Source organism: Bacillus cereus group sp. BfR-BA-01453 (assembly GCF_022662915.1).
Lineage (GTDB): Bacteria > Bacillota > Bacilli > Bacillales > Bacillaceae_G > Bacillus_A > Bacillus_A paranthracis.
Genome location: NZ_JAKUEN010000001.1, coordinates 610730 through 632205, shown reverse-complemented (window position 1 = coordinate 632205; position 21476 = coordinate 610730). Strand labels below are relative to the sequence as shown.

Sequence of the window (21476 nt, the reverse complement as noted above, 5' to 3'; positions counted from 1 at the left end):
TGGAAGGAAGTTTAAAAAGTCCGGTTTACACTATGTTTTCATTCTCGAAATATGTATTTTTAGGAATTCTATAACTTTTTCTATACAAATAGTCGGAAAAACGCTAGAATACATGGTAGACCATTTTTGTAATAGGAGTGTAGAGCTGAATGTTACATCAATTTTCACGTAATGAATTAGCCTTCGGTAAAGAAGGACTTGAAATATTAAAAAATAGTACAGTCGGTATTTTAGGAATTGGCGGCGTAGGTTCTTTTGCAGCTGAAGCGTTAGCACGTTCTGGAGTTGGGCGTCTCGTATTAGTAGATAAAGATGTTGTAGATATTACAAACGTAAACCGTCAAATTCACGCTTTAGTATCTACTGTAGGACGTTCAAAAGTAGAATTAATGAAAGAGCGTATTGCAGACATTAACCCAGAGTGTGAAGTAATTGGACTAGAAATGTTTTACACAGATGAAACATATGAAGAGTTCTTTAAGTACGGTTTAGACTTTGTAGTGGATGCATCTGATACGATTACGTTCAAAATTCATTTAATTAAACAATGTTTACGTCGTAAAATTAAAATTATCTCAAGTATGGGTGCAGCAAATAAAATGGACCCAACTCGTTTCCGTATTGCGGACATCTCTAAAACACATACAGATCCAATTGCGAAAGTCATTCGTACGAAGCTTCGTAAAGAGGGCATTAAAAAAGGTGTAAAAGTTGTCTTCTCTGACGAAAACCCAATCGTAATTCGTGAAGAAGTACGTAAAGAAATCGTACCAGACGAAAATGCAAAAATTCGTAAAGCGAAATTACCACCTTCATCAAATGCATTCGTACCATCTGTGGCAGGCTTAATTATGGCAAGTCACGTTGTACGTGAACGCATTAAAAATGTAGAAGTGAAACGTGTAGGGCAAGAATAAAATGAAAGCATATATCCATTTCGGATATATGCTTTTTTATATGTGCTAAAGAAATAGGGGTATTTGCATTGCTACTAGTTCAAATGTAAGCAAGGCCAGTAAGTAATAATCATATTTGTCTGATTTATAACCTGAGGTCTTTTTTAAACTGTGAATGGTAAAAAGACCTAACGTTAGAACGAGAATACCGAGAGTTATTTTGAAGGCTACTAATGAAATGGCAATCAGCTCCTTTCAATCGTATATGTTTATAGTAACATTTAAGTAAAAAATATCCAGTTGATTCGGGGAGTTCTTTGTATAGCAGGTTTACTTATTTTGTAAATATTTGTCGGTAAATCGATATTCCTTGTCGAATAGTCGATATAATTAAAAAATCGTTGATATATTGTAAGTTACGATAGATATATTCGAAAAATCATCGATATAATTTCATTTACCAATATGCTATCCACCGAAGAGACAAAAAAAGGATGTCACTTAGCCGGAAAATTGGGCTAGGTGACATCTTTTTTAATTCTCTGCAGAATAAATAATATCTAAATTTCCATTTTGATCTGTCTTGAAAATGGGAGCGATCTGCTCTTCTTGTTCTTCAACTGAAACGAGTTTTCGAGCACGATCCATAATTCTAACGAGCATTGCATAATCTTCTTCGATTGCTTGTTGTTTTTTTGTGAGTACAGCTAATTTAGTTTCGAGCTCATCATTCGTTTTTTGCAAGGAAGTGAGCTGAGTTTGTAATACTTCATTTTCAGTTTGTAACTTTGCGAGTGAAGGATTATTGTGCTCCAAGTTTTGCAAAAACGAGATGACATTTTGCATTGTAAGTTCTTGTTTACTTGGTACAATATCTTCTGAAAACTCAGCGTCGATTACGAGTTGTTTCGTTTTTGTGAACTGATCTTTTTCTATTTTAGCTTCAGAACGCTTTAATTCTTTACGTTGTTTTTTCGCAAGCTGCACCGCATCTTCATAATTCGGCCTTACTTCAGCATTCCATCTAAAACCGCAAGCTGCGGAAGTGCGGTTTAAAGCATCGCCGACTTCATCGAATGCTTTTATTTGTGTACTGCCGCTGCGAATATGTCGTAAAACAGTTTCTGCTAAAAGGAGATCGTCTTCTTTTGTCCATGCATCTTGACGTGTTTTCATAAGCGAAGCCTCCATAATGGTGACGTTTTCGCTTATGTTACCCTTTATTTTTCGTTTTATTCGAACTTTGTAATCTTTCATATACAGTAGAAAGTGCTTGTTCAAATTTCCCTGTCGTTTTCGGTTTATAATATTGTTTGTTTTTTATTTTATCAGGTAAGTATTGTTGCTGTACCCAACCATTTGGATGGTCGTGTGGATATAAGTATCCAATGCCTCTTCCAAGTGCCTCTGCGCCTTTGTAATGACTATCTTTTAAATGACTTGGGATGTCGCCTGTTTGCCCGTTCCGTAAATCGTGTAAGGCAGCATCAAGTGCTTTATAAGCTGAGTTTGATTTTGGTGATAGGCAAAGCTCAATAACGGCATTTGCAAGTGGTATGCGTGCCTCTGGGAATCCAACGCGTTCAGCTGATTCTATCGCGGCTAGTGTACGCGGTCCAGCTTGCGGGCTAGCAAGTCCAATATCTTCATATGCCATAATAAGAAGACGTCTACCGATGCTTTGCAGGTCACCAGCTTCAATAAGACGTGCTAAATAGTGAAGTGCTGCATTTACATCACTTCCGCGCACCGATTTTTGAAATGCCGATAATACGTCATAATGAGCATCTCCGCCTTTGTCATGAACGAAGCTCTTTTTTTGTAAGCATTCTTCGGCGATTTCCAGCGTAATTTCCGCAGCTTTGTCATCAGTTGTAAAGCTAGATAAAACAGCTAGTTCCAGTGCATTATAAGCGGAACGCATATCTCCGCCTGATGCATTTGCGAAGTGATGTAATGCTTCAGGCGTAACAGTTACATCATATTCCCCAAGACCTTTTTCTTTATCTTCAAGTGCTCGTTTTAAGCCAATTAAAAGATCATCTTCTGTTAATGCGTGTAATTCGAAGATTTGACACCGACTTCGAATAGCAGAATTAATAGCATGGAACGGATTACTTGTCGTCGCACCAATTAAGGTAAGGAGTCCACTTTCTAAATGAGGTAATAGAAAATCCTGTTTTGCTTTATCTAGACGGTGTACTTCATCTAAAATTAAAACGAGGTGTCGATGCATTTTTGCCTCTTGTACGACAACTTCCATATCTTTTTTATTATGAGTAACAGCGTTTAATAGGCGAAAAGGGGTTCCGGTACTGCCTGCAATTGCGCTCGCGATGGATGTTTTTCCAGTGCCTGGAGGGCCATATAAAATCATAGATTGAAAATGATTTGCTTGGACCATTCGCCATAAAATTTTTCCTTCACCAACTAAATGTTGTTGTCCGATAATTTCTTGAATATTTGTAGGGCGCATTCGATGTGCGAGTGGTTGTTTCATTTTTACCGTCTCCCTTAATGTATAATCTCTTTCTATCGTATCATTTTTTTTAGTGGAATTTGAAATAGGATGCTGTTTTGTAGGAAAAATGAATATGAATATTTTCATTTTTCTTTCAATTGTAATAATTTCCGAGTTTTTCAATGTGATTTTATGTTATCATTTTGATACACAAGTTGAAATTTCTTATAATACTATATTATGCTATAATTTCATAGGATTTTAAATTGTGTTCTTTTATAAATAAGATATAACCAATAGAAGTGAAAATTTGAAAAGAGGTGCAAAATAGATGAAGATTTCAACGAAAGGCCGTTACGGCTTAACAATTATGATCGATCTTGCAAAGAAGTTTGGTGAAGGTCCAATTTCCTTAAAATCAATTGCGCAGGCACATGATTTATCGGAACATTACTTAGAACAATTAATTTCACCACTTCGTAACGCGCGTCTAGTAAAGAGTACACGCGGAGCATATGGCGGGTATGTATTATCAGATCAGCCAGCTAATATTACAGCTGGGGATGTAATCCGTGTATTAGAGGGTCCGATTAGTGTTGTAGAAATGATAGAAGAAGAAGAACCAGCACAACGCCAATTATGGATGCGTGTTCGTGATGCGGTGCAAGAAGTGTTAGATAGTACAACGTTAGAAGATTTAGTACGTTATGAGGAAGAGAATCACGGGGGCTATATGTTTTACATTTAATTCCTTGTGAAACGATTTGGAAAGAAGGAGATTTAATGGAACGCATTTATTTAGATCATGCTGCGACATCTCCCACTCACCCGGAAGTGGTCGAAAAGATGATTCCATATATGACAGAAACATTCGGAAATCCGTCTAGTATTCACTTTTATGGACGTCAAACGCGCCATGCAGTAGATGAGGCGAGACGCGCATGTGCACGTAGCATTCATGCGAATCCGAATGAAATTATATTTACGAGCGGTGGTACGGAAGCTGATAATTTAGCGCTTATCGGTGTAGCGCGTGCGAACCGTCATAAAGGTAACCATATTATAACGACACAAATTGAACATCATGCAATTTTGCATACGTGTGAATTGTTAGAGCGTGAAGGATTTGAAGTGACATATTTACCTGTTGATGAAACAGGACGCGTTCAAGTTTCTGACATACAAAAGGTATTAACAGAAGAGACAATTCTTGTATCTATTATGTTTGGGAATAATGAAGTTGGAACGATGCAACCAATTGCGGAAATAGGTAAGCTGCTAAAAGAGCATCAAGCTTATTTCCATACAGATGCGGTACAAGCTTACGGTTTAGTAGAAATTGATGTGAAAGAGTTTGGTATTGATTTATTATCAATTTCGGCTCATAAAATTAACGGGCCAAAAGGTGTCGGGTTCTTATACGCTGGTGCAGACGTGAAATTTGAACCGTTATTAATAGGTGGGGAGCAAGAGAGAAAACGCCGTGCTGGTACTGAAAATGTGCCGAGCATCGTTGGGTTGCAACATGCAATTTTGCTAGCTGAAAAAACTCGTGAGCAAAAAAATGCCCAATATGAAGAGTTTAAAGATATAATGGTATCTGTCTTCAAAAATGAAGACATTACTTTCGAGGTAAACGGAAACTTAGAATATCGCTTACCACATGTGCTTAATATTAGTTTTACAGGAATGAACATTGAACCGTTTCTTGTGAACTTAGACTTAGCTGGCATTGCAGTGTCAAGTGGTTCGGCTTGTACAGCTGGTTCGATTGATCCATCACATGTATTAGTAGCGATGTTCGGAAAAGACTCCGATCAAATACGTTCATCCGTACGCTTTAGTTTCGGGCTTGGAAATACGAAAGAGCAAATTGAGAAAGCGGCGTACGAAACAGTGAAAATCGTGAAGCGATTAACACAAAATTAGCATGGGAGGTGACATGATGAACAAACTACCTCACGAAACACGCGTTGTCATCGGGATGTCCGGTGGCGTCGATTCATCTGTAGCGGCTCTTTTATTAAAAGAGCAAGGTTATGATGTAATCGGAATTTTTATGAAAAACTGGGATGATACAGATGAGAATGGTGTCTGCACAGCAACAGAAGATTACAATGATGTAATTGAAGTGTGTAACCAAATTGGTATTCCGTATTATGCAGTAAACTTTGAAAAACAATACTGGGATAAAGTATTTACGTACTTCTTAGATGAATACCGAGCTGGTCGTACACCAAACCCAGATGTAATGTGTAATAAAGAAATTAAATTTAAAGCATTTTTAGAGCATGCCATTGCGCTCGGTGCTGATTATGTAGCAACAGGTCATTATGCACGCGTTGCTTATATGGACGGCGAATATAAAATGCTTCGCGGCGTTGATGACAATAAAGACCAAACGTATTTCTTAAATCAATTAAGCCAAGAGCAATTATCAAAAACAATGTTCCCGCTTGGTGAACTGAAGAAACCACAAATTCGTGAAATGGCGAAAGAAGCTGGTTTAGCGACAGCGGCGAAGAAAGATAGTACTGGTATTTGCTTCATTGGTGAGCGTAACTTTAAAGATTTCTTAAGTAACTATTTACCAGCACAACCAGGTGTGATGCAAACGTTATCTGGCGAAGTGAAAGGGAAGCATGACGGTTTAATGTACTATACAATTGGACAACGTCATGGCCTTGGTATTGGTGGTAACGGTGGTAACGGTGATCCGTGGTTTGCTGTTGGGAAAAACTTGAAAGAAAACATTTTATATGTTGATCAAGGATTCCATAACGAACTTCTATATGGCGATGAAGTTATTGCTACGAATGTTGGCTGGGTAAGTAATGAAGCGAAAGAAAAAGAATTTAAGTGCACAGCGAAATTCCGTTATCGTCAAGAAGACAATAAAGTAACGGTTCAAATCGTTGATGAAAATACAGTTCGTATTCTTTGTGACGAGCCAATTCGTGCAATTACACCAGGACAAGCAGTTGTTTTCTATGATGGAGATGAGTGTTTAGGCGGTGCTACAATTGATGAAGTGTACCGTAGCGGTAAGAAATTGGATTATTTAGGATAAAAGAGAAGCCTCTGCCGATTCGCGGTTAGAGGTTTCTTTTATATAAGGCGAATTTTCGTTCGCTTGGAAAATACATTCTTTGTTATAATTTGTTGTAGAGGTGAAGGACATGTCAAACAAACTTGAAACAGGTATTCAATATATGCAAGAAGGAAACTGGGAAGAAGCTGCTAAAAATTTCACAGAAGCAATCGAAGAAAATCCGAAAGATGCGCTTGGATATATTAATTTTGCGAACTTATTAGATGTACTAGGTGACAGTGAGAGAGCAATTTTATTTTATAAACGTGCATTGGAGTTAGATGATAAATCAGCGGCTGCGTATTATGGATTAGGAAATGTATATTACGGTCAAGAGCAATTTGCAGAGGCTAAAGCTGTATTTGAACAAGCGATGCAAGCTGGATTACAATCAGCTGATGTAACATTTATGCTAGGTATTACACATGTGCAACTTGGAAATGACCGTCTTGCACTGCCGTTTTTACAAAGAGCAACAGAATTAGATGAAAACGATGTAGAAGCTGTGTTCCAGTGTGGACTTTGCTTTGCGCGACTGGAACATATTCAAGAGGCGAAGCCTTACTTTGAAAAAGTATTAGAAATGGATGAAGAGCATGCAGATGCGTATTATAATTTAGGTGTTGCATACGTATTTGAAGATAATAACGAGAAAGCTCTCGCTTTATTTAAGAAAGCAACTGAAATTCAGCCAGATCACTTTTTAGCTGGTAATGGTGTTCGTTTATTAGAGCAAGAAGCTGAATAAGATGAAAATATAGTTAATGAGTAGTTATCCCTCATCTAAATAGGTGGGGGATGTACTGCTCATTAAAGTGAAATGAAACCGGAAAGGAGAGGAAAGATGGGAAATCAACATGCAATGGATTTGTTTGAGGAAGAAAAAAAGTTTATAAAAGCGCAAGTTCTTCATACCATTTTCCACAACGAAGAAAACCTCTATTCCGTTGTCAGTATGAAAGTCATTGAAACGAATGAAACGTACGACGAAAAGAAAGTAATGATAAACGGTCATTTTCCTCGCATGCATGAAGATGAAGTGTTTACGTTGACAGGTCATTTTAAAGACCATCCGAAGTATGGAAAACAATATATGGTCGAAACGTTTAAGAAAGAATTGCCGCAAACGAAAGCTGGTATGGTGCAATATTTAGCGAGTGATTTATTTAAAGGGATAGGAAAGCGTACAGCTGAAAAAATTGTGGACCATCTGGGGGAACATGCTATTTCTAAAATTATGGATGATCCTGAGGCTTTAAATGGTGTTGTCAACAAGCAAAAAGCACAAGAAATTTATGAGACAATTGTTGAACATCAAGGATTAGAGAAAGTAATGAGCTTTTTAAATGGCTACGGTTTTGGAACGAAGCTTTCTATTAAGATTTACCAACAATATAAAGAGATGACATTAGAAGTGATTCGTAATAACCCGTACCAACTTATCGAAGAAGTGGACGGGATTGGTTTTGGAAGAGCGGATGATATAGGGCGTGCGTTAGGGATATCGGGTAATCACGACGACCGTGTACGCGCAGGATGTTTTTACACGTTAGAGAATGTCTCATTACAACTTGGTCACGTTTATATGAGGAAAGACCAACTTGTAAGAGAAACGATGTCACTTTTAAACAATCAAGAAGGAAGAGTGACTGAGGAAGATATTGTAGGCTGTATTGAAACGATGCAAAGTGAAGGGAAAGTCATCATAGAAGAAGAGCGAGTGTATTTAGCAACGTTATTCTACTCTGAAAAAGGTGTTGTAAAGTCCATTCGCAGGCTTATGAATCAAGAAGAAACACCTTCATTTCCTGAAGCAGAAGTGTTAAAGACGTTAGGTGAAATTGAAGAACAACTGAGCGTACAGTATGCACCACTTCAGCAAGAAGCAATTCAAACGGCACTTCATAAACCGATGATGTTATTGACAGGTGGACCAGGAACAGGGAAAACAACAGTTATTAAAGGAATTGTTGAAATGTATGCGTCACTTCACGGGCTATCGTTAAATCCGAATGAATATAGTGATGATAATCCATTTCCGATATTATTAACGGCTCCAACAGGAAGAGCAGCGAAGCGAATGAGTGAATCAACAGGGCTTCCAGCTTGTACAATTCACCGTTTACTTGGATGGACGCCAGAAGGGTCTTTCCAGCGTAATGAAACAGACCCGGTACAAGGGAAGTTGCTTATTATTGATGAATTTTCAATGGTTGATATTTGGCTTGCAAATCAGCTGTTTAAGTCATTGCCGACGAACATTCAAGTTATCGTTGTAGGTGATGAAGATCAATTACCATCTGTAGGGCCTGGACAAGTATTGAAAGATTTATTGAATGCAGGTGCAGTTCCAACTGTAAAGCTTACTGAAATTTATCGTCAAGCAGAAGGTTCATCAGTGATTCAACTTGCCCATGCGATAAAAAATGGAACGCTCCCACCAGATTTAGCGCAAAATCAAAAAGATCGTTCATTTATCGGCTGCACAGGAGCTCAAATTGTTGAAGTTGTTAAGAAGGTTTGCGAAAACGCTAAGACAAAAGGGTTTAGCGCAAGAGATGTACAAGTATTGGCCCCGATGTATCGTGGACCGGCTGGTATTAATGTACTAAACGAAGCGTTGCAAGAAGTGTTTAATCCGAAAAGAGAAAAGAGTAAAGAAATTGCTTACGGTGATGTTGTATACCGAAGAGGCGATAAAGTTTTGCAACTCGTTAATCAGCCGGAGAGCCAAGTATTTAATGGTGATATCGGCGAAATTGTTTCGGTGTTTTATGCGAAAGAAAACGTTGAGCAACAAGATATGATTATCGTTTCATTTGATGGAATTGAGGTAACATATACAAAACCAGATTTAAATCAAATTACACATGCTTATTGCTGTTCCATTCATAAATCACAAGGTAGTGAATTTCCGATTGTGATTATGCCGATAGTAAAAAGTTATAATCGTATGTTACGTCGTAATTTAATTTATACTGGTATTACAAGAAGTAAGAAGTTCCTTATTATTTGCGGGGAGGAAGCTGCTTTCCAGTCTGGTGTAAATCGCCTTGATGATGCAATGCGTCAAACGACTTTAGCTAGTCGATTGCAAGAATCACAAGGAGAAGTACAGATGGTAACGGTTAACGGCGAAGAAATGGACGTGGAAAACATTTCACCGTATGATTTCATGTAACAAGGTGAAATTATATAGTGAAACTTTCAAACGTATAACGTTGAAAGGCTCCAGCAATGTATAAATGAATGCAGTTTGGACATAATGGCGAATAGAATCCGGGAGACTGTAAGGAGATGAACGCCATATGTTTATTTGTCCAAATTGCAAAGGGAAAGACATTGGAAAAATAGGTGTCAACCAATTTTATTGCTGGAATTGTTATATCGAATTATCGGTTTCAAAGGGGAAAATCCATACGCATCAAGTAGAAGAAGATGGTTCACTAAGCTCTCTTGATGATTTATTTGATGAGAATGAAAGAACGATCGGATAACGAAAAGGGGGATTTACTTTGAATCTACGCAATTCATTAATCGCATTAGGTGTTGGAGCGGCAGCATATCAATATGCTCGCAAACAAGATGTATTTTCAAAACGTAATATGAAAAAAGCACGTAAGATGATTAAATCTTATTTATAAGCGTAAAAAACTCCCTTCATGATAAGGGAGTTTTTTTATGCACTTGTATGCAAATATAAAAGTCCAATTTCAGAGAAGAGATAAGATAGGCCGTAACATCCAACGCCAAGCATTCCGTAATGAAATAATTGCTTCGCTTTTTCTTTTCGTGAGGAACGAATAAAGAAGCCTTTCCAAATACCAAACCCGATACAAATCCATTCAAGAATCATAAAAAGTGCAGATAATATGAGCATAAATAAAACCATTATGAGCCCTCCTGATTATATTGTTTCATGCTGCATTCTCACGGGTGGTTGTCCTTGTTACGTTATGTATATGTACGTCTTTACAAAACAGTATGGTCTGCACGAAAAGATTTTAAAACTTTTGCACATAACCTACCCTATTTATTTTCAAAATAAAGGTGGAGGAGGTTTTTCGTGTGAAGAATCTTAAAATCATTTGGATATATCGTTTAGGGTTATTGTTACTTGTTTTTCTTTGTTTGCTCGTTTTTTTAAAAATTAAGCCGCTATGGGCACCGATTATTTTTGTATGTAAAGTGGCCATTACACCGTTTCTTATTGCATGTTTCATTGCGTATTTATTGCATCCTTTAATTGAAAAAATTCATAAGGAAGGGATGCCGCGTACACTCGCTATTTTGCTTATTTACATCCTTTTCTTTGGCGGGATTGGTTATGGAATTTATAAAGGAACGCCGGTTGTGATTAAGCAATTACAAGAAATCAATGAACAATTCCCGCAGTTTACAAAGATGTATGATTCGTGGATGGATGGTGTTACAGAACAAACAGCGAATTTTCCGTCATTTATTCATGAAAAGGTGAAACAAATTTTTGTCGGAGTAGAGACGAAGATACAAGCACTTTTAAATAAAGTGATGAGCACAGCTCGTGGTGTACTAGATTCGTTACTCATTATTTTCTTAATTCCGTTCATTGTATTTTACATATTAAAAGATTACGGCGAGTTTTATCATATCTTTTGGAAACTAGTCCCGAGTAAGTGGCGTAGTACGGGGCAAATGTTGGCGAAAGAAATTGATAAGTCACTTGGAAGTTATATTCGCGGACAGTTATTCGTTTGTTTAGTATTAGGAGGAGTATCGGTTCTTTCTTTTTGGTTTATCGGTATGAAATATCCATTATTACTTGGCATCATCATCGGGATAACAGATATAATCCCATACTTTGGCCCTATTTTAGGAGCGATTCCAGCATTGATGATTGCAGCAACGGTATCAACAAGTTTACTCATTAAAGCGGGGATTACGATTGCTATTTTGCAATTCGTAGAAAGTAACATTTTATCCCCTTATATCGTTGGTAAGTCGCTTCGCATGCATCCTGTTATTATTATGCTTGCATTATTAGTTGGGGGAGAAGTGGCAGGAATTGTAGGGTTATTAATATCGGTTCCTATTTTAGCGGTCATTCGTACAGTGATCGTTCATGTAAGGCCTCTTTGGAAAAAAGAAGATGTGTAAAATGATTATCTACATTGACAAACTTAAGAGAATTCTATTATATTTAGTCATATAATACATTAAATCAATGACGGAACAAGTACGTTACAGTCCATTTATAGAGAGAAGCTTCCATATGGCTGAAAGAAGCTTTAAATGAAGGGTAACAGAAAGCTAATCCTGAGAGCAGCTAATCACTGCCGTCTTGCCACGTTACGGCACCATGAGGTGATGAATTGATTGTTATAGTAATCAATTCATAATTAGGGTGGTATCGCGAGTTAACTCTCGTCCCTTTTATAGGGGCGGGAGTTTTTTATATTTAAGGAGGAAAATACAATGAAACAACTAACAGGCGCACAAATTCGTCAAATGTTTTTAGACTTTTTCCAAGAAAAAGGACATGCAGTAGAACCTAGTGCATCACTAGTTCCACATGAAGATCCATCTCTTCTATGGATTAACAGTGGTGTAGCAACATTAAAAAAATATTTTGATGGACGTGTAATCCCGCAAAATCCACGTATTACAAATGCTCAAAAATCAATTCGTACAAACGATATTGAAAACGTAGGGAAAACAGCTCGTCACCATACATTCTTTGAAATGTTAGGGAACTTCTCAATCGGCGATTACTTCAAAGAAGAGGCAATTACTTGGGCTTGGGAATTCTTAACGAGCGACAAATGGATCGGATTCGATAAAGAATTACTATCCGTTACAATCCATCCAGAAGATGAAGAAGCATTCACAATTTGGAATGAGAAAATGGGTGTTCCAAAAGAGCGTATCATCCGCTTAGAAGAAAACTTCTGGGACATCGGTGAAGGACCAAGTGGACCGAATACAGAGATTTTCTATGACCGCGGAGAAGCTTACGGTAATGACTTTAGTGACCCAGAATTATATCCAGGAGGAGAAAACGAGCGTTACTTAGAAGTATGGAACCTTGTATTCTCTCAATTTAACCATAATCCAGATGGTTCATATACACCACTTCCTAAGAAAAACATCGATACAGGAATGGGTCTAGAGCGTATGACATCTATCGTTCAAGATGTACCTACGAACTTTGACACGGACTTATTCATGCCGATGATTGGTGCAACAGAAACAATCTCTGGTGAGAAGTATCGTAATGGTGACTTAGAAAAAGATATGGCGTTTAAAGTAATCGCTGACCATATCCGTACAGTAACATTCGCTGTTGGTGACGGTGCTCTTCCATCTAACGAAGGCCGTGGTTATGTGTTACGTCGTTTATTACGCCGTGCTGTTCGTTACTCTAAGAAATTAAACATTAATCGTCCATTCATGTTTGAATTAGTACCGGTTGTTGGAGAAGTAATGAAAGACTTCTATCCAGAAGTACTTGAAAAGAAAGATTTCATCGCAAAAGTTGTGAAAAATGAAGAAGAGCGTTTCCACGAAACACTTCATGATGGTGAAGCAATTTTAGCTGAAGTTATTGCAAAAGCGAAAGAAGAAAAAACAACTGTTATTTCTGGAGTAGATGCGTTCCGTCTATATGACACATACGGTTTCCCAATTGAATTAACAGAAGAATATGCAGAAGAAGCTGGTATGACAGTTGATCATGAAGGCTTTGAAAACGAAATGGAAAAACAACGTGAGCGCGCACGTGCTGCTCGTCAAGACGTTGATTCTATGCAAGTTCAAGGCGGTGTCCTTGGAGAAGTGAAAGTAGCGAGCGAGTTCGTTGGTTACGGTACGGTTGCAACAGAAAGTAACGTTGTTGCACTTGTGAAAAACGGTGAATACGCAGACAGCTTACAAGCAGGTGAAGAAGGACAATTAATGCTTGATGTAACACCATTCTATGCTGAGAGCGGCGGGCAAATTGCAGACCGTGGTTACCTTCTTGCTGACGGCGTGAAAGTTCTTGTAAAAGACGTACAAAAAGCACCAAACGGCCAAAACTTGCACAAAGTTGTAGTTGAAGAAGGTACATTAACGAAAGATGCAGCTGTAAAAGCTATTATCGATACGAAAAACCGTAGTAGCGTTGTGAAGAACCATACAGCAACTCACTTACTACACCAAGCATTAAAAGACGTACTTGGAACACACGTTAACCAAGCAGGTTCTCTTGTAACTTCTGAACGTTTACGCTTTGACTTCTCTCACTTCGGTCAAGTACAAGCTGACGAATTAGAAAAAATTGAGCGTATCGTAAACGAGAAAATTTGGGAAAGTATTGATGTTGAGATTTCTCAAAAAGCAATTGAAGAAGCGAAAGAAATGGGCGCAATGGCATTATTCGGTGAAAAATACGGTGATGTTGTACGCGTTGTACAAGTTGGCGACTATAGCTTAGAGCTTTGCGGTGGTTGTCACGTTGATAACACAGCTTCTATCGGTATTTTCAAAATCGTTGCTGAGTCTGGTATCGGTGCAGGAACTCGTCGTATTGAAGCAGTAACTGGTAAGTCTGCTTATGAATTAATGAACGATCAAGTAGGTTTATTAAAAGAAGCAGCTGGAAAAATGAAAACAAATCCAAAAGACATTTTAACAAGAGTAGATGGTTTATTTGCTGAAGTAAAACAACTTCAAAAAGAAAACGAATCTCTTGCAGCAAAATTAAGCAATATTGAAGCTGGAAACTTAACTGATTCAGTAATGACAGTTGATGGCGTGAACGTATTAGCGGCAAAAGTAAATGTTGCAGATATGAACAACTTACGTACGATGATGGATGACCTAAAAAATAAATTACAATCTGCAGTTGTCGTATTAGCGTCTGTAAATGATGATAAAGTAAACATCTTAGCTGGCGTAACGAAAGATTTAATTAGCCAAGGATACCATGCTGGTAAACTTGTGAAAGAAGTAGCTTCTCGTTGTGGTGGTGGCGGTGGTGGCCGTCCTGATATGGCACAAGCGGGCGGTAAAAACCCAGCGCAAGTTGAGGAAGCTTTAGCATTTGTACAAGAGTACGTTAAATCTGTTTCAAAATAAAGAGATAGTAGTGTACAATGGTAGGGAGAGGAGAAGTTCTTCTCCCTATACTTACTATATAAGTGAGGTGCTTGAAATGGACGGTTTTGATAAAACAATGAAGTTTAGCATTCAAGATGAAAAACAGAGTGTCCATGTAAATGATGTACTTTTAACTGTGTATGATGCACTTCAAGAAAAAGGCTATAATCCGATTAACCAAATCGTCGGTTATTTATTAAGTGGAGACCCAGCATACATACCTCGCCATAAAGATGCGCGAAGCATCATTCGCAAGCTTGAACGTGATGAATTAATTGAAGAGCTTGTGAAGTCTTACTTGAAACATCATCGTGAGGAGTAATTTATGCGGATATTAGGTTTAGATGTAGGTACAAAAACAGTCGGGGTTGCAATTAGTGACGAAATGGGCTGGACAGCGCAAGGGCTTGAAACAATCAAGATTAACGAAGAACGAGGTCAATTTGGTTTTGACCGCATTTCTGAGTTAGTAAAACAGTATGATGTGGACAAGATAGTAGTAGGTTTACCTAAAAATATGAATGGTACAATTGGCCCGCGTGGTGAAGCATGCCAACAATTTGCAGAAAACCTACGAGAGCTGTTACAATTAGACGTTGTAATGTGGGACGAGCGTTTGTCAACGATGGCAGCGGAACGTCTACTCATTTCGGCCGATGTAAGCCGTAAGAAGCGAAAGCAAGTAATTGATAAGATGGCTGCAGTCGTAATCTTACAAGGATTTTTAGATAGTAAATAAGAGGTGACCAAAATGGAAGAAAATCAAATTACAATTGTAGACGAAAAAGGTAACGAACATTTATGTGAAATTATTTTCACTTTTGACGCTGAAAAATTTGGCAAAAAATCATACGTAGTCTTCTCTCCAATCGGTGAAGTAGACGAAGATGGAGACCAAATTTATGATGCAATGGCTTATGAGCAAAATGAAGAAGAGGGCGGAACTTTACTTCCAATCGAATCTGAAGAAGAGTGGGAAATGGTACAAGAAATGTTCAACACTCTAGCTGATGAGCAAGAAGCTGAATAATAAGTACTGAAAAGGTGGACGGTATATCGTCCGCCTTTTTTATATGTAAAATGAAAGATTTTTTGTCGAAACTGCGTAATCCTTTGTAGTATAATGAGACGGATTGTAGAAAATAAAGTATCTGTCAAAAATGATAGGTAAATGTATTGTGATTTTTTATCATGTTGTATAGAAAGATGTACATATGGCCTACAATTGAATAAGGAGGAAGAGTTTTGGTAGAGAATCAAGTGAAAAAGAAGCGTAGACGCATTTTTTTATTCTCGATAATTGCACTGCTTTTAGTTTGTGGTTCAGTCTATGCGTATATTTCATCCGCATTAGGACCGGTTGATAGCGGGAATAAAAAAGAGATTGAAGTAGAAATTCCAAAGGGATCATCTACTAGTAAAATTGGTGAGATTTTAGAAGAAAAAGGTGCTGTGAAAAACGGTACAGTTTTTAGTTTTTATACAAAGGCTAAATCTAAAAATTTACAAGCGGGTACATATTTATTAAATCCTTCAATGAGTGCAAAAGATGTTATTGAGCAAATGTCATCTGGTAATGTACATCGTCCAGCTCTTTATAAAGTGACGGTAAAAGAAGGGGCACAAGTAACTGAAATTGCAGAAACGGTTGCAAACGAATTAAAGTGGAATAAAGATGATGTTGTACGTCAATTAAACGATAAAGCATTTATTCAAAAAATGCAGCAAAAGTATCCCAAGCTGTTAACGGATAAAATCTTTGATAGCAATATTAAATATCCATTAGAAGGTTATTTATATCCTGCGACGTACTCTTTCTATGAAAAAGATACAACTTTGGAGGAAATTGTCATTCCGATGCTTGAGAAAACGAATGCAATCATTGTTCAAAACGAAGCAAAAATGAAAGCGAAAAACTGGGATGTTCATCAGCTTTTAACATTGTCTTCACTTATTGAAGAAGAGGCAACAGGCTTTACAGATCGTCAAAAGATCTCTAGTGTCTTTTATAATCGTTTAGCAAAAGGTATGCCGCTTCAAACGGATCCAACGGTATTATATGCACTTGGAAAGCATAAACAACGTGTGTTATACGAAGATTTAAAGGTTAACTCACCGTACAATACGTATGTTGTGAAAGGATTACCTGTCGGTCCGATTGCAAACTCTGGCAAACATTCAGTGGAAGCGGCGTTAGAACCTGCGCAAACAGATTATTATTATTTCTTAGCTGCACCAACTGGTGAAGTGTATTATGCGAAAACATTGGAAGAGCATAATGCATTAAAGCAAAAATATATTACGAAAAAGCAGTGAAATGGGGAGGGATAGCGAAAAAGGTCGCACATCCCTCTTTTTTGTGGTAAAATATATCGGGTTAAAAACTGGCAGAAGAATCGTTTTTAATATCAAAACGGGACGTACAAGCTAAGGATAAAGCTGGCTTGTATTTTTATTGCATTCTATGTGTGAAAAGACGTCATAGAGGCACTTCTCCATGTAAATAAGGAGGACCATTATGGAGGATGCAGTTAACGAGTACCTATTATCATTTATTGATCCGAAAGATAAATTAATTCTTGAAATGGAAGACTATGCGAAAGAAAATCATGTGCCAATTATGGATCGACTTGGAATGGAATTTATGTTGCAATTTTTACGTTTAATTGGACCGAAGAGCATTTTAGAGCTAGGTACAGCAATTGGCTATTCTAGTATTCGTATGATGCAAGCTATTCCAAATTCTCGCATTGTGACAGTTGAGCGCAATCGCGATCGATATGAAAAAGCACTTGAATATATAGAACGTTCACCAGTTAAAGAACGTATTTCCGTTATTTACGGTGATGCGTTAGAAACAGGCGAGCAAGTAGAAGAACATGGAACATTTGACGTTATTTTTATTGACGCAGCAAAAGGACAATATCGTCGCTTTTTTGACTTATATGAACCGTTATTAAATCCTGGTGGCGTAATTATTTCAGATAATGTTATGTACCATGGTCTTGTAACAACGAAAGAGAAAATTGAAAACAGACGTACACGTGGTTTAATCCGTCGTATTAAGACGTACAATGAATGGCTTATGAACCATGAAGGATATGATACAACGATTTTCCCAATTGGTGATGGAGTAGCTGTTAGTAAAAAGAAAGGGTGACCAAGGTATGAAGAAACCAGAATTGTTAGTAACACCAAAAGCAGTGGCGGATATCGAACCTCTTGCGAAAGCAGGAGCAGATGCGGTAATGATCGGTGAGCAAAAGTTTGGTTTACGTTTAGCAGGGGAATTTTCACGTGAAGATGTGAAACAAGCTGTGAAGATTGCACATGAAAATGGTGTAAAAGTATACGTAGCAATGAACGCTATGTTCCACAACGATAAAGTAGAAGAATTAACAGACTATGTTGCATTTTTAAACGAAGTACATGTAGATGCAATTGTTTTCGGAGATCCAGCAGTATTAATGGCGGTTCGCGAAGTAGCGCCAAATATGCAATTGCACTGGAATACAGAAACAACAGCAACAAACTGGTTTACTTGTAACTACTGGGGACAAAGAGGAGCAAAACGTGCTGTATTAGCTCGCGAGCTTAGCTTAGATGAAATTGTTGAATTAAAAGAAAATGCTGAAGTGGAACTTGAAGTGCAAATTCACGGTATGACTTGTATGTTCCAGTCGAAGCGTTCGTTAGTAGGAAACTACTTTGAGTATCAAGGACGTCATCTTGACATCGAAAAGAAAAAATATGAAGAGAATATGTTCTTATATGACCCAGAGCGTAACAATAAATATCCAATTTATGAAGATGAAAATGGTACTCACATTATGAGTCCAAATGATATTTGTTTCATCGATGAGTTAGAAGAGCTAATTGATGCTGAAATTGATAGCTTAAAAGTTGATGGTGTACTAAAAAGTTCTGCATACATTATTGAGGTAACGAAGAAATATCGTAAAGCAATTGATTTATGTGTAGAAGATCGTGATGCGTATTACGACGTGAAAGACGACTTATATAAAGAGATCGAAGAAATGCAACCGGTGAATCGTCCGTTAGATACAGGATTCTTCTTTAAAGAGACGGTTTACTAAACGAGGAGGGTGTAGGAAATGACTGTACAAGAAATTTCACGAGTGATCGATGGCAAACGCGTTATTGTGAAGAAACCTGAACTGTTAATCCCTGCGGGTAACTTAGAAAAATTAAAAGTAGCTATCCATTACGGGGCAGATGCTGTATATTTAGGTGGACAAGAATTTGGTCTTCGTTCGAATGCAGGTAACTTTACACTGGAAGAAATGGCAGAAGGTGTGGAATTTGCAAAGAAATATGGAGCAAAAATATATGTAACAACAAATATCTTTGCACATAATGAAAATATGGACGGGCTAGAGGAATATTTAAAAGGGATTGAAAAAGCTGGCGTAACGGGAATTATCGTTGCTGATCCGCTTATCATTGAGACTTGTAAACGTGTAGCGCCTTCTGTTGAGGTGCATTTAAGCACACAGCAATCACTATCCAACTGGAAAGCAGCACAGTATTGGAAAGAAGAAGGTTTACATCGTCTTGTATTAGCTCGTGAAGCAAGCTATGAAGAAATGAAAGAGATTAAAGAAAAAGTGGATATTGAAATTGAAGCATTCGTCCATGGTGCAATGTGTATCGCATATTCAGGAAGATGTACGCTAAGTAACCATATGACAGCGCGTGACTCTAACCGTGGTGGTTGTTGTCAATCTTGTCGCTGGGATTATGATTTAGTTCAAACAGTATCACAACATAAAGATGCAAAAGAGCTTCCTCTATTCCAAGAAGGAGATGCTCACTTTGCAATGAGTCCAAAAGACTTAAATTTAATTTTATCAATTCCGAAAATGATTGAAATTGGAATTGATAGCTTAAAAGTTGAAGGACGTATGAAATCAATCCATTACGTAGCTACTGTAGCGACAGTATACCGTAAAGTAATTGATGCATATTGTGCGGATCCTGATAACTTTGAGTTTAAACAAGAATGGTTAGATGAGCTTGATAAATGTGCAAATCGTGATACAGCTCCTGCATTCTTTGAAGGGGTTCCAGGACATCAAGAGCAAATGTTTGGAAATCATAGTAAGAAAACAACGTATGATTTCGCTGGTTTAGTGTTAGATTATAATGAAGAAACGGGCATCGTAACGATTGAGCAACGTAATCATTTCAAACCAGGACATGAAGTGGAGTTCTTTGGGCCAGAAATAGAAAACTTTACGCAAACGGTGGAGAAAATTTGGGATGAGGATGGAAACGAATTAGATGCAGCGAGACATCCGTTGCAAATCGTGAAATTCAAAGTGGATCAACCAGTGTATGTGAATAATATGATGCGCAAAAGCATACTTCAATAAGAAAGAGTGATAGTCGAATGGGGACGAATAAGCCTGTTGTAATTGGAATTGCTGGTGGTTCAGGGTCAGGTAAGACAAGTGTAACGAAAGCGATTTTTGACCATTTTAAAGGTCATTCCATTTTAATCTTAGAGCAAGATTATTATTACAAAGATCAAAGCCATTTACCAATGGAAGAGCGTTTAAAAACAAATTATGATCATCCATTAGCGTTTGATAATGATTTGTTAATTGAACATTTGCAGCAGTTGCTTGCATATAAACAAGTAGAGAAACCTGTATATGACTATACATTGCATACGCGTTCAGATGAAATTATTCCAGTTGAGCCGAAAGATGTAATCATTTTAGAAGGAATTCTTATTTTAGAAGACCCACGTCTTTGTGAGTTAATGGACATTAAGTTATTCGTTGATACAGATGCTGACCTTCGTATTTTACGCCGCATGCAGCGTGATATTAAAGAACGTGGTCGTACGATGGATTCAGTTATTGATCAATATGTAAATGTTGTACGTCCAATGCACAATCAATTTATTGAGCCTTCTAAGAAATTTGCGGATATTATTATCCCTGAAGGTGGACAAAACCACGTTGCAATTGATATTATGGTTACAAAAATTGCAACAATTCTTGAACAAAAAGTAAATTTGTAATAGCATAGTAAAAGATATACGGTAGGAAGGGATTTTTTCCCTTCCTATCGAATACAATGAAACATGCAACCTCATCTATATATAGGTGAGGGCATATTTATATCAACTTTCCATACATATCTTCTTTATATAAAGAAGAATTGGGAATACGGGGTTGTATGTGACAACTCCGCTAGTACAGGCGTGCTAGAAACCTCCGCTTTACATATAAGCGGGGGAGTTTTCATATGGAACTCCTCTTTTTTTCGGGGGATTGGTATATAAAAGGAGTGGAAAATATGGCAACAGAAAAAACATACCCTATGACGCAAGAGGGTAAGCAAAAGCTAGAGAACGAACTTGAGGATTTAAAAACGGTAAAACGTAAAGAAGTTGTAGAGCGCATTAAGATTGCACGTAGCTTCGGAGATCTTTCTGAGAACTCTGAGTATGATGCAGCGAAAGATGAGCAAGCGTTCGTAGAAGGACGTATTACACAATTAGAAAACATGATTCGTAACGCAGTTATCATCACAGATAACGGTGAAGAATCTACAGTTGTTACATTAGGTAAAACAGTAACATTTAAAGAACTACCAGATGGAGATGAAGAAGCTTACACAATCGTAGGTAGCGCAGAAGCAGATCCATTTGAAGGAAGAATTTCTAACGATTCTCCAATCGCAAAAAGCTTATTAGGTAAGCAAATTGGCGAAAAGGTAGCAATCCAAACTCCAGGTGGAGAAATGCAAGTAGAGATTATCTCTGTAAAATAAAAAAAGATTCTCCTATCGGGAGAATCTTTTTTTTCTGTAGAATTTTATGTAACCTTTAGAGTGATTCGACAAAAAATGTCAAAAAAATACTTTAAGCTTTGAT

Annotated in this window: 22 protein-coding genes and 1 other annotated feature; of the genes, 19 read left to right on the top strand and 3 right to left on the bottom strand. The window is 37.6% G+C overall.

Annotated elements, in window-relative coordinates; genetic code table 11:
• The first annotated feature begins 149 nt into the window (after positions 1–149).
• Positions 150–917, top strand: a complete 768-nt coding sequence (locus MR070_RS03370) for a tRNA threonylcarbamoyladenosine dehydratase (protein WP_000903179.1) — start codon at positions 150–152, stop codon at positions 915–917.
• 513 nt (positions 918–1430) lie between these two features.
• Here MR070_RS03370 and MR070_RS03365 read toward each other — a convergent pair.
• Positions 1431–2072, bottom strand: a complete 642-nt coding sequence (locus MR070_RS03365) for an RsfA family transcriptional regulator (protein ID WP_000857700.1) — start codon at positions 2070–2072, stop codon at positions 1431–1433.
• Positions 2073–2109: 37 nt separating this feature from the next.
• Positions 2110–3396 carry a replication-associated recombination protein A gene (locus MR070_RS03360; protein WP_000812933.1) on the bottom strand — a complete coding sequence of 429 codons (1287 nt, stop codon included), beginning with the start codon at positions 3394–3396 and terminating at the stop codon, positions 2110–2112.
• A 292-nt stretch (positions 3397–3688) separates the two neighbouring features.
• On the opposite strand from MR070_RS03360, the gene cymR reads away from it, so the two are divergent.
• From cymR to MR070_RS03325, 7 genes are all read left to right on the top strand, one after another.
• The gene (gene cymR, locus MR070_RS03355) at positions 3689–4105 is read left to right on the top strand and encodes a cysteine metabolism transcriptional regulator CymR (RefSeq protein WP_000704116.1); all 417 of its coding nucleotides are present in this window, start codon (positions 3689–3691) and stop codon (positions 4103–4105) included.
• A gap of 35 nt (positions 4106–4140) precedes the next feature.
• Positions 4141–5286: a cysteine desulfurase family protein gene (locus tag MR070_RS03350; RefSeq protein WP_139895914.1), complete on the top strand. Its 1146-nt coding sequence runs from the start codon at positions 4141–4143 to the stop codon at positions 5284–5286.
• A gap of 16 nt (positions 5287–5302) precedes the next feature.
• Positions 5303–6427 (top strand): tRNA 2-thiouridine(34) synthase MnmA, encoded by a 1125-nt coding sequence (gene mnmA, locus MR070_RS03345; protein WP_242260528.1) that lies wholly within the window; start codon positions 5303–5305, stop codon positions 6425–6427.
• 109 nt (positions 6428–6536) lie between these two features.
• Positions 6537–7196: a tetratricopeptide repeat protein gene (locus MR070_RS03340; RefSeq protein ID WP_000066393.1), complete on the top strand. Its 660-nt coding sequence runs from the start codon at positions 6537–6539 to the stop codon at positions 7194–7196.
• Positions 7197–7292: 96 nt separating this feature from the next.
• On the top strand, positions 7293–9629 hold the full coding sequence (recD2, locus tag MR070_RS03335; protein ID WP_000528090.1) for an SF1B family DNA helicase RecD2: 2337 nt from the start codon (positions 7293–7295) through the stop codon (positions 9627–9629).
• Positions 9630–9756: 127 nt separating this feature from the next.
• Positions 9757–9945: a hypothetical protein gene (locus MR070_RS03330; RefSeq protein ID WP_000469281.1), complete on the top strand. Its 189-nt coding sequence runs from the start codon at positions 9757–9759 to the stop codon at positions 9943–9945.
• 18 nt (positions 9946–9963) lie between these two features.
• Positions 9964–10092, top strand: a complete 129-nt coding sequence (locus MR070_RS03325; RefSeq protein WP_001053553.1) for a YrzQ family protein — start codon at positions 9964–9966, stop codon at positions 10090–10092.
• Positions 10093–10127: 35 nt separating this feature from the next.
• Here MR070_RS03325 and MR070_RS03320 read toward each other — a convergent pair whose 3' ends face one another.
• Positions 10128–10340 carry a hypothetical protein gene (locus MR070_RS03320; RefSeq protein WP_000242543.1) on the bottom strand — a complete coding sequence of 71 codons (213 nt, stop codon included), beginning with the start codon at positions 10338–10340 and terminating at the stop codon, positions 10128–10130.
• Positions 10341–10516: 176 nt separating this feature from the next.
• Between MR070_RS03320 and MR070_RS03315 the strand changes: the two genes are divergently transcribed.
• The 11 genes from MR070_RS03315 (at position 10517) to greA (ending at position 21373) form a co-directional block, all read left to right on the top strand.
• On the top strand, positions 10517–11584 hold the full coding sequence (locus MR070_RS03315) for an AI-2E family transporter (protein WP_000793117.1): 1068 nt from the start codon (positions 10517–10519) through the stop codon (positions 11582–11584).
• 58 nt (positions 11585–11642) lie between these two features.
• Positions 11643–11862: a binding site (T-box leader), on the top strand.
• Positions 11863–11902: 40 nt separating this feature from the next.
• Entirely contained in the window at positions 11903–14545 is a 2643-nt protein-coding gene (alaS, locus tag MR070_RS03310; protein WP_000811832.1) for an alanine--tRNA ligase, read from the top strand.
• 76 nt (positions 14546–14621) lie between these two features.
• Positions 14622–14888 carry an IreB family regulatory phosphoprotein gene (locus MR070_RS03305; RefSeq protein ID WP_000348590.1) on the top strand — a complete coding sequence of 89 codons (267 nt, stop codon included), beginning with the start codon at positions 14622–14624 and terminating at the stop codon, positions 14886–14888.
• A 3-nt stretch (positions 14889–14891) separates the two neighbouring features.
• The gene (gene ruvX / locus MR070_RS03300; protein WP_001221197.1) at positions 14892–15305 is read left to right on the top strand and encodes a Holliday junction resolvase RuvX; all 414 of its coding nucleotides are present in this window, start codon (positions 14892–14894) and stop codon (positions 15303–15305) included.
• 12 nt (positions 15306–15317) lie between these two features.
• Positions 15318–15596, top strand: a complete 279-nt coding sequence (locus MR070_RS03295; RefSeq protein WP_000392247.1) for a DUF1292 domain-containing protein — start codon at positions 15318–15320, stop codon at positions 15594–15596.
• A 215-nt stretch (positions 15597–15811) separates the two neighbouring features.
• Positions 15812–16882 (top strand): endolytic transglycosylase MltG, encoded by a 1071-nt coding sequence (gene mltG, locus MR070_RS03290; RefSeq protein WP_242260526.1) that lies wholly within the window; start codon positions 15812–15814, stop codon positions 16880–16882.
• Positions 16883–17084: 202 nt separating this feature from the next.
• Positions 17085–17726, top strand: coding sequence for an O-methyltransferase (locus tag MR070_RS03285; RefSeq protein ID WP_000389089.1), 642 nt, complete (start codon positions 17085–17087; stop codon positions 17724–17726).
• A 7-nt stretch (positions 17727–17733) separates the two neighbouring features.
• Entirely contained in the window at positions 17734–18663 is a 930-nt protein-coding gene (locus MR070_RS03280; RefSeq protein WP_000742781.1) for a peptidase U32 family protein, read from the top strand.
• An 18-nt stretch (positions 18664–18681) separates the two neighbouring features.
• Positions 18682–19962, top strand: coding sequence for a peptidase U32 family protein (locus MR070_RS03275; protein WP_242260525.1), 1281 nt, complete (start codon positions 18682–18684; stop codon positions 19960–19962).
• Positions 19963–19979: 17 nt separating this feature from the next.
• A complete protein-coding gene (udk, locus tag MR070_RS03270; protein ID WP_000537087.1) occupies positions 19980–20618 on the top strand; it encodes a uridine kinase in 639 nt (212 codons plus the stop codon).
• 278 nt (positions 20619–20896) lie between these two features.
• Entirely contained in the window at positions 20897–21373 is a 477-nt protein-coding gene (greA, locus tag MR070_RS03265; RefSeq protein WP_000179963.1) for a transcription elongation factor GreA, read from the top strand.
• The last annotated feature ends 103 nt before the right edge of the window (positions 21374–21476 follow it).

Bases quoted from the DNA above. Each gene is read 5' to 3' on its own strand.
- MR070_RS03370 (WP_000903179.1), top strand. From the start codon at position 150: ATGTTACATCAATTTTCACGTAATGAATTAGCCTTCGGTAAAGAAGGA.
- MR070_RS03365 (WP_000857700.1), bottom strand. From the start codon at position 2,072: ATGAAAACACGTCAAGATGCATGGACAAAAGAAGACGATCTCCTTTTA.
- MR070_RS03360 (WP_000812933.1), bottom strand. From the start codon at position 3,396: ATGAAACAACCACTCGCACATCGAATGCGCCCTACAAATATTCAAGAA.
- cymR (WP_000704116.1), top strand. From the start codon at position 3,689: ATGAAGATTTCAACGAAAGGCCGTTACGGCTTAACAATTATGATCGAT.
- MR070_RS03350 (WP_139895914.1), top strand. From the start codon at position 4,141: ATGGAACGCATTTATTTAGATCATGCTGCGACATCTCCCACTCACCCG.
- mnmA (WP_242260528.1), top strand. From the start codon at position 5,303: ATGAACAAACTACCTCACGAAACACGCGTTGTCATCGGGATGTCCGGT.
- MR070_RS03340 (WP_000066393.1), top strand. From the start codon at position 6,537: ATGTCAAACAAACTTGAAACAGGTATTCAATATATGCAAGAAGGAAAC.
- recD2 (WP_000528090.1), top strand. From the start codon at position 7,293: ATGGGAAATCAACATGCAATGGATTTGTTTGAGGAAGAAAAAAAGTTT.
- MR070_RS03330 (WP_000469281.1), top strand. From the start codon at position 9,757: ATGTTTATTTGTCCAAATTGCAAAGGGAAAGACATTGGAAAAATAGGT.
- MR070_RS03320 (WP_000242543.1), bottom strand. From the start codon at position 10,340: ATGGTTTTATTTATGCTCATATTATCTGCACTTTTTATGATTCTTGAA.
- alaS (WP_000811832.1), top strand. From the start codon at position 11,903: ATGAAACAACTAACAGGCGCACAAATTCGTCAAATGTTTTTAGACTTT.
- MR070_RS03305 (WP_000348590.1), top strand. From the start codon at position 14,622: ATGGACGGTTTTGATAAAACAATGAAGTTTAGCATTCAAGATGAAAAA.
- ruvX (WP_001221197.1), top strand. From the start codon at position 14,892: ATGCGGATATTAGGTTTAGATGTAGGTACAAAAACAGTCGGGGTTGCA.
- MR070_RS03295 (WP_000392247.1), top strand. From the start codon at position 15,318: ATGGAAGAAAATCAAATTACAATTGTAGACGAAAAAGGTAACGAACAT.
- MR070_RS03285 (WP_000389089.1), top strand. From the start codon at position 17,085: ATGGAGGATGCAGTTAACGAGTACCTATTATCATTTATTGATCCGAAA.
- MR070_RS03280 (WP_000742781.1), top strand. From the start codon at position 17,734: ATGAAGAAACCAGAATTGTTAGTAACACCAAAAGCAGTGGCGGATATC.
- MR070_RS03275 (WP_242260525.1), top strand. From the start codon at position 18,682: ATGACTGTACAAGAAATTTCACGAGTGATCGATGGCAAACGCGTTATT.
- udk (WP_000537087.1), top strand. From the start codon at position 19,980: ATGGGGACGAATAAGCCTGTTGTAATTGGAATTGCTGGTGGTTCAGGG.
- greA (WP_000179963.1), top strand. From the start codon at position 20,897: ATGGCAACAGAAAAAACATACCCTATGACGCAAGAGGGTAAGCAAAAG.